Source organism: Ilumatobacter nonamiensis YM16-303, from assembly GCF_000350145.1.
GTDB classification, from domain to species: Bacteria; Actinomycetota; Acidimicrobiia; order Acidimicrobiales; family Ilumatobacteraceae; genus Ilumatobacter_A; species Ilumatobacter_A nonamiensis.
Map to the genome: position 1 here is coordinate 1 of NZ_BAOL01000301.1, position 6,606 is coordinate 6,606.

5 protein-coding genes are annotated in these 6,606 nt (G+C 68.2%); 4 read left to right on the forward strand and 1 reads right to left on the reverse strand.

The window, feature by feature from the left end; all coding sequences use genetic code 11:
• The first annotated feature begins 43 nt into the window (after positions 1 to 43).
• The 4 genes from ON45_RS20045 to ON45_RS20060 are packed head-to-tail and all read left to right on the forward strand — an operon-like array spanning position 44 to position 5,048.
• Positions 44 to 313, forward strand: a complete 270-nt coding sequence (locus ON45_RS20045) for a MoaD/ThiS family protein (protein ID WP_040496464.1) — start codon at positions 44 to 46, stop codon at positions 311 to 313.
• 3 nt (positions 314 to 316) lie between these two features.
• The gene (locus ON45_RS20050; RefSeq protein ID WP_040496466.1) at positions 317 to 1,453 is read left to right on the forward strand and encodes a WD40/YVTN/BNR-like repeat-containing protein; all 1,137 of its coding nucleotides are present in this window, start codon (positions 317 to 319) and stop codon (positions 1,451 to 1,453) included.
• Between the two features lie 52 nt (positions 1,454 to 1,505).
• Positions 1,506 to 2,819, forward strand: a complete 1,314-nt coding sequence (hisD, locus tag ON45_RS20055) for a histidinol dehydrogenase (RefSeq protein ID WP_040496471.1) — start codon at positions 1,506 to 1,508, stop codon at positions 2,817 to 2,819.
• 24 nt (positions 2,820 to 2,843) lie between these two features.
• A complete protein-coding gene (locus ON45_RS20060; protein WP_040496467.1) occupies positions 2,844 to 5,048 on the forward strand; it encodes a thiamine pyrophosphate-dependent enzyme in 2,205 nt (734 codons plus the stop codon).
• On the opposite strand, the gene ON45_RS20065 is transcribed toward ON45_RS20060, so the two are convergent.
• On the reverse strand, positions 5,037 to 6,606 hold a 1,570-nt coding region (locus tag ON45_RS20065), incomplete at its 5' end, for an ATP-dependent Clp protease ATP-binding subunit (RefSeq protein ID WP_040496469.1). The genes ON45_RS20060 and ON45_RS20065 overlap by 12 nt on opposite strands.

Genomic DNA, 6,606 nt, shown 5'->3' on the forward strand with positions numbered 1-6,606 from the left:
GCGCTCCGTGCGCGAACTGTTCACGAGAACGTAGTGTCGGGGAATGGCCGAAGTGATCTTCGCCAAGGCGTTCCGACGCCACGTTGACTGCCCCGACGCGACCGTGCCGGGCGCGACCGTGAACCAGGCGTTCGCGGCCTACTTCGATCAACACCCCGTCGTGCGCGGGTACGTCCTCGACGAGGCCGGCGCGGTCCGCAAACACGTCGCCGTGTTCGTCGACGACGACCAGATCACCGACCGATCCGCGCTCACCGACTCCGTCGGGCCCCACGCCCGCATCCACGTCTTCCAAGCACTCTCCGGAGGCTGAGCCATGTCCACCCACGCACTCATCGGGACCCGCAAGGGACTCTTCACCCTGGCCCTCGGCGGAGCAAGCGACTCGTCCGGCGGCACGGACTTCGCTCTGTCCGAGCCGAGCTTTGCCGGCGTGAAGGTCGCCAACGCCACACTCGATGCGCGAGACGGCACGATGTACGCGCTCCTCGACCACGGTCATTTCGGTGTCCACCTCCAACGCAGCGACGACGGGGGCTCGACCTGGACCGAGATCGCCGCTCCCGAGTACCCGCCGAAACCCAACGGCGAGCCCGACATCAATCCGATGACGCAGAACGAACGCACCTGGACGACCGAGCTGGGCTGGATCCTCGAACCCGGCCACGCCGAGGAACCGAACGTGCTCTGGTGCGGGACGATCCCCGGGGGTCTGTTCCGATCCGACGATCGCGGTGACTCGTGGCAACTCGTGCAGGCGCTGTGGGATCTACCCGCACGCAAGAAGTGGTTCGGTGGCGGGTACGACGAAGCGGGAATCCACTCGATCTGCGTCGACCCGCGGGGACCCGGCCGACTCGTCGTCGGCGTCTCGTGCGGTGGCGCGTGGCGGACCGACGACGGCGGTGCGACCTGGTCCGTCGCCGCGCAGGGCATGCGCGCCGTGTTCATGCCCGACGAGCTCGCGAACGATCCCGACACCCAGGATCCCCACCGGATCGTCCGCTGCCCGACGGCCCCCGACATGTTGTGGACGCAGCACCACTGCGGCATCTTCCGCTCGCGCGACAACGGTGATTCGTGGACCGAGATCACCGAGGCCGGACCGTCCACGTTCGGTTTCGCCGTCGCCGTCCACCCCACGGATCCGGACACGGCCTGGTTCGTGCCGGCGATCAGCGACGAGGTCCGGATCCCCGTCGACGGCAAGCTCGTCGTCACGCGAACACGCGATGGGGGCGAATCGTTCGACGTCCTGACCAACGGGCTCCCGCAGCAGGACGCGTACGACCTCGTGTACCGCCACGCGTTCGAGGTCGACGAGACCGGCGAGCAGTTGCTGATGGCATCGACCACCGGCTCGCTGTGGTGGTCCGGCAACGCAGGAGACGACTGGCACCGGATCTCCGCGAACCTTCCACCGATCGCGTCGGTCCAGTTCTGCACGCTCTGATTCCGGCCCGAACGCACGGCGCTGATCGGTAGCGTCGTCGAGCGTGACCGTGATGCGTCGGCAGGTATGGGCTTCGATGGACCAGGAGCACCGCGCGTCATTGATGCAACGCGGCCTGGATGACATCTTCGACCCCGCGCTGCGCGCGTCGATCGGCGAGTTGATCGACGACGTCCGCGAACGCGGCGACGCCGCGCTGTGTGACGCACTGGCGACCTTCGATCGGATCGAAATCGAGCCCCACGGACTCCGCGTCACCGACGACGAACTCGACTCGGCGCTCGTCTCCGAGGCGGTCGACCGGTCGATCGACGACGCGATCACTCACCTGCGCACCTTCAACGAAGCTCAGTTGGAGCGCTCCGCCGACTGGAGCATCGAGTCCGAACCGGGCCTGACCGTCGGTGAGAAGATCACGCCGATCTCGTCGGCCGGACTGTTCACGCCGTCGGGCAAGGCCAGCTATCCGAGCGTCGCCTACCAGCTCGCCGTGCCGGCCGTGGTCGCCGGTGTCCCCGAACTCGCGCTGGTCGTCCCTCCGGTCCCGGGCGGATCGGGCGAGGTCGACCCCGCCGTACTGGTCGTGTGTCGCAAGCTCGGCATCCGAACGGTCTTCCGCACGAACGGACCGTCCGGCATCGCCGCGCTCGGGTTCGGAACCGAGTCGATCCCGAAGGTTCGCAAGGTCGTCGGCCCGGGGTCGCCGGCGGTGACGATCGCCCAGGTCGAGATGCAGCGCTACGGGATGGCCACCATGATGTTGCTCGGACCCACCGAGAGCCTCGTGATCGCCGACCACTCCGCTGACCCCGAGGTGCTCGCCGCCGACCTGCTGATCGAGGCGGAACACGGCACCGACTCGTCGGTCGTCCTCCTGACCCCGTCGAGCACGCTGGCCGATGCGGTCGACTCCGAGTTGGATCGCCAGGTCGCGATGCTCCCAGGAGCCCGTGCCGAAGCCGCCCGCGCATCACTCGGACCGAACGGCGGTTGCGTGCTGGTGGACGACCTCGACACGGCGGTCGAGGTCGCGAACGAGTTCGCCGCGGAGCATCTCCAGGTGATCGTCGACGACCGTGAACTCGACGGAGTGCTCGCGCAACTCGTGAACGCCGGCGAGATCCTCGTCGGCCAGCACACTCCCTTCAGCGCCGGCAACTTCATCATCGGTTGCCCGGCTTCCCTCCCGACCAGTGGCTTCGCCCATGTGTCGTCGGGCGTCACCGCCGACACGTTCTTGAAGCGCACGGCCGTCGCACGCGCCGACGAGCGCGCGATCGCGCGGATGGCACCGTCCGTGATCGCCCTCGCCGAGCACGAAGGCTTCCCCGCACACGCTGCCGCACTCCGCCTCCGGCAAGGGTGACGCCGCTCGGATGACCGTCGCCCGATGAGTGTCTCGCACCACGATCTTCCCGACGATCTGCATCCGCTCGAAACCGCGCTGCTCACCGCGATCACCGATCTCGACCATGCGACGACCGACGTCGCCGACATCGATCCGCTCCTCGTGGCCACCTGGCTCGAGGCGCAGATCACCAGCCGGGTGCTCGACCACACGGCACGGACACTGCGCGCCGGGCGCGGTCTCGGCTACTACACGATCGGCTCGGCGGGTCACGAGAGCAACGCAGTGGTGGCGTCGGCCCTGCGCATCGACGATCCGGCGCTGCTGCACTATCGATCGGGCGGCTTCTTCGTGGCGCGGTCGCTGATGGCGCGCGGTGCCCACGTCGGCGGCGACGCCGTGCGGGACATCCTGCGCGGCATGCTCGCCCGGTCGACCGAACCGATCGCCGGCGGACGACACAAGGTCTTCGGCAGCCGCTCGCTGTCGATCATCCCGCAGACGTCGACGATCGCATCGCACCTTCCCCGAGCCGTCGGACTGGCGCTGAGCGGTGGAGTCGCACCCGATGCCGACACGACCTGGCCCGACGACATGGTCGTCGTGTGCAGCTTCGGCGACGGCTCGCTGAACCACTCGACGACGCAGGGCGCGCTCAACTGGGCGGGTCATTCCCACTATCGCGGCGAGCGCGTTCCGATCCTGTTCCTGTGCGAGGACAACGGGCTCGGGCTCAGCGTGCCGACTCCCACCGACTGGGTCCGAACGTCGCTCGCCGGTCGACACGGACTGCGTGTGGAGCACGCGGACGGAGCGGACCCGATCGCAACCTGGAACGCGACGACGGAGCTCGTCGACGACATCCGGCGGACCGGCCGACCCGGAGTGCTCCATCTCTCGACCGTGCGCTACCTCGGCCACGCGGGAACCGACGTCGAGTCCGCGTATCGGTCACCCGACCAACTGTCCGCCGACCTCGCTCGTGACCCGATCATCGGCGCGGCACGCGCCGCGGCGGCGTGTGGCGTGTCGTCTCCCGAGGACACGATCGCCTGGTACCTCGACACACGCGACGCCGTCGGTGAATGCGTCGAGGTCGTCCTCACCGAACCCGAACTGACGACTGCGGACGAGGTGATGGCGCCGCTCGCCGACGTGCTGAGCGCGAGGACGCAGCCGCTCCCACCACCTCGTCCGGGGCCCGTTGGCGAGGAGGCCGACGATCGGCTCACGATGGCACAGGCGGTCAACGCCGGGCTCGCGGAACTGCTCGACACGACGCACGACGTGGCGTTGTTCGGCGAGGACGTCGGACGAAAGGGAGGCGCGTACGGGGTCACCCGCGGGCTCCAGAAGCGGTTCGGCGATCGGCGGGTGTTCGACATGCTGCTCGACGAACAGTCGATCCTCGGCATGGCGCTCGGATCGGCGTTGAACGGTCGGTTCCCGATCCCCGAGATCCAGTACCTCGCCTACCTCCACAACGCCGAGGACCAGTTGCGCGGCGAGGCGGCGAGTCTCGGCTTCTTCTCGCAGGGCCAGTACCGCAACCCGATGGTCGTGCGGGTCGCCGGGTACGGCTACCAGAAGGGGTTCGGCGGGCACTTCCACAACGACAACTCGATCGCTGTGCTGCGCGACATCCCGGGACTCGCCATCGCGTCACCCGCCCACCCGGCCGACGCCGCGCCGATGCTGCGCGAGTGCGTCGACCACGCCCGCGCGACCGGCGCGGTGTGTGTCTACCTCGAGCCGATCGCGCGCTACCACGATCCCGACCTCCACGAACCGGGCGACGGAGAGTGGACCGCTCCGTCCATCGACGGACTCGCGCCGCTCGGTCGAGCACGCACTCACCGACCGCCGGGCGACGCGCCGTCGGACATCACGATCGTCACGTGGGCGAACGGCACCTACCTGAGTCGACGTGCGCAACGGCGGCTGGAGGCCGACCACGGCGTACGCGCCACGGTCGTCGACCTGCGCTGGATCGCCCCGCTCCCCGTCGCCGACATGGTCGCTGCGGCCACGGAAACCGGGCGCGTGCTGGTCGTCGACGAGACCCGCCGCACCGGCGGTGTCGGCGAGGGCCTCGTCGCGGAACTCGTCGACGGCGGCTTCGACGGTCACATCGACAGGATCGCCGCCCGCGACTCGTTCGTGCCGCTCGGCGCCGCCGCCAACCTCGTCCTCGTCAGCGAAGACGACATCGTCGCCCGCGCATGTCAACTGGCGTCAGCCGGTTGACACCTCGAGTCCGTCCTCCCCGGCGGTCACCGTGATCGTGTCGCCTTCGCCGGCGGAGCCGTCGAGGATCAGCAACGCAGCGGGGTCGCCGATCTCCCGCTGGATGATCCGCTTCAGCGGTCGGGCACCGAACGCCGGGTCGTAGCCATCACGGGCCAGTTGGGCCATCGCCGAATCGTCGATGTCGAGTTCGATGCGACGGTCGGTGAGCCGCTTGCGGAGCCGCTCCAACTGGATCCCCACGATGTGCTCCAGGTCGGCTTCGTCCAGCGACCGGAATCGGATGATGTCGTCGACCCGGTTGATGAACTCCGGCTTGAAGAAGTCCAGTGGGTCACCCGGCAGGTTCGAGGTCATGATGAGCACGACGTTCGTGAAGTCGACCGTGCGCCCCTGACCATCGGTCAGGCGACCGTCGTCGAGCAACTGCAGGAGCGTGTTGAACACGTCCGGATGCGCCTTCTCGATCTCGTCGAGCAGCACCACCGAGTACGGCCGCCGCCGCACGGCCTCGGTGAGCTGGCCACCCTCGTCGTACCCGACGTATCCGGGAGGCGCACCGATCAGGCGGGACACGGAGAACTTCTCCATGTACTCGCCCATGTCGATGCGGACCATGGCCCGCTCGTCGTCGAACATGAACTCGGCGAGCGCCCTGGCGAGCTCGGTCTTGCCGACACCGGTCGGCCCGAGGAACATGAACGACCCGATCGGCCGATCCGGGTCGGCGAGGCCGGCACGGCTGCGACGGATCGCGTTGGCGACCGAGACGACCGCGTCGTCCTGACCGATCACCCGCTGGTGCAACAGCTCTTCGAGGTGCACGAGCTTCGATGTCTCGGACTCCATCAAGCGCGTCAACGGAACACCGGTCGCCTTCGCGACGACCTCGGCGATGTCCTCGGCGTCGACCTCCTCCTTCAGCATCGCGTTCGTCTCCTGGAGCTCGTCGAGGTGCACGGTGGCGTCCTCGATCCGACGCTCCAGTTCCGGGATCCGGCCGTAGCGGATCTCCGCGGCACGCGCCAGGTCGGACTCGCGCTCGACCTGCGTGCGCAGACCCTCCAGCTCCTCCTTGAGCGCGCGGATCGCGTCGATCGCCTGTTTCTCCTGCTCCCAGTGCTCCTTCATCTCACCGACCTGGACGTTGAGCGTCGCCAACTCGTCGTGGAGCGCGTCGAGGCGTTCCTTCGAGATGTCGTCGCTCTCCTTCTCCAGCGCGACCTGTTCGATCTCGAGCTGGAGGATGCGTCGCTGCACGATGTCGATCTCGGTCGGCAGCGAGTCGATCTCGATCCTCAGTCGTGACGCGGCCTCGTCGACGAGGTCGATCGCCTTGTCCGGCAGAAATCGTGACGTGATGTAGCGATCGGACAGCACGGCCGCGCTGACGAGCGCCGAGTCCTGGATCCGGACACCGTGATGCACCTCGTAGCGCTCCTTCAGACCGCGCAGGATCCCGACCGTGTCCTCCACCGACGGCTCGCCGACGTACACCTGCTGGAATCGGCGCTCGAGCGCCGGGTCCTTCTCGACGTGCTTGCGGTACTCGTCGAGG

Coding starts and splice junctions, on each gene's coding strand:
- ON45_RS20045 (WP_040496464.1), top strand. CDS start 44: ATGGCCGAAGTGATCTTCGCCAAGGCGTTCCGACGCCACGTTGACTGC.
- ON45_RS20050 (WP_040496466.1), top strand. CDS start 317: ATGTCCACCCACGCACTCATCGGGACCCGCAAGGGACTCTTCACCCTG.
- hisD (WP_040496471.1), top strand. CDS start 1,506: ATGCGTCGGCAGGTATGGGCTTCGATGGACCAGGAGCACCGCGCGTCA.
- ON45_RS20060 (WP_040496467.1), top strand. CDS start 2,844: ATGAGTGTCTCGCACCACGATCTTCCCGACGATCTGCATCCGCTCGAA.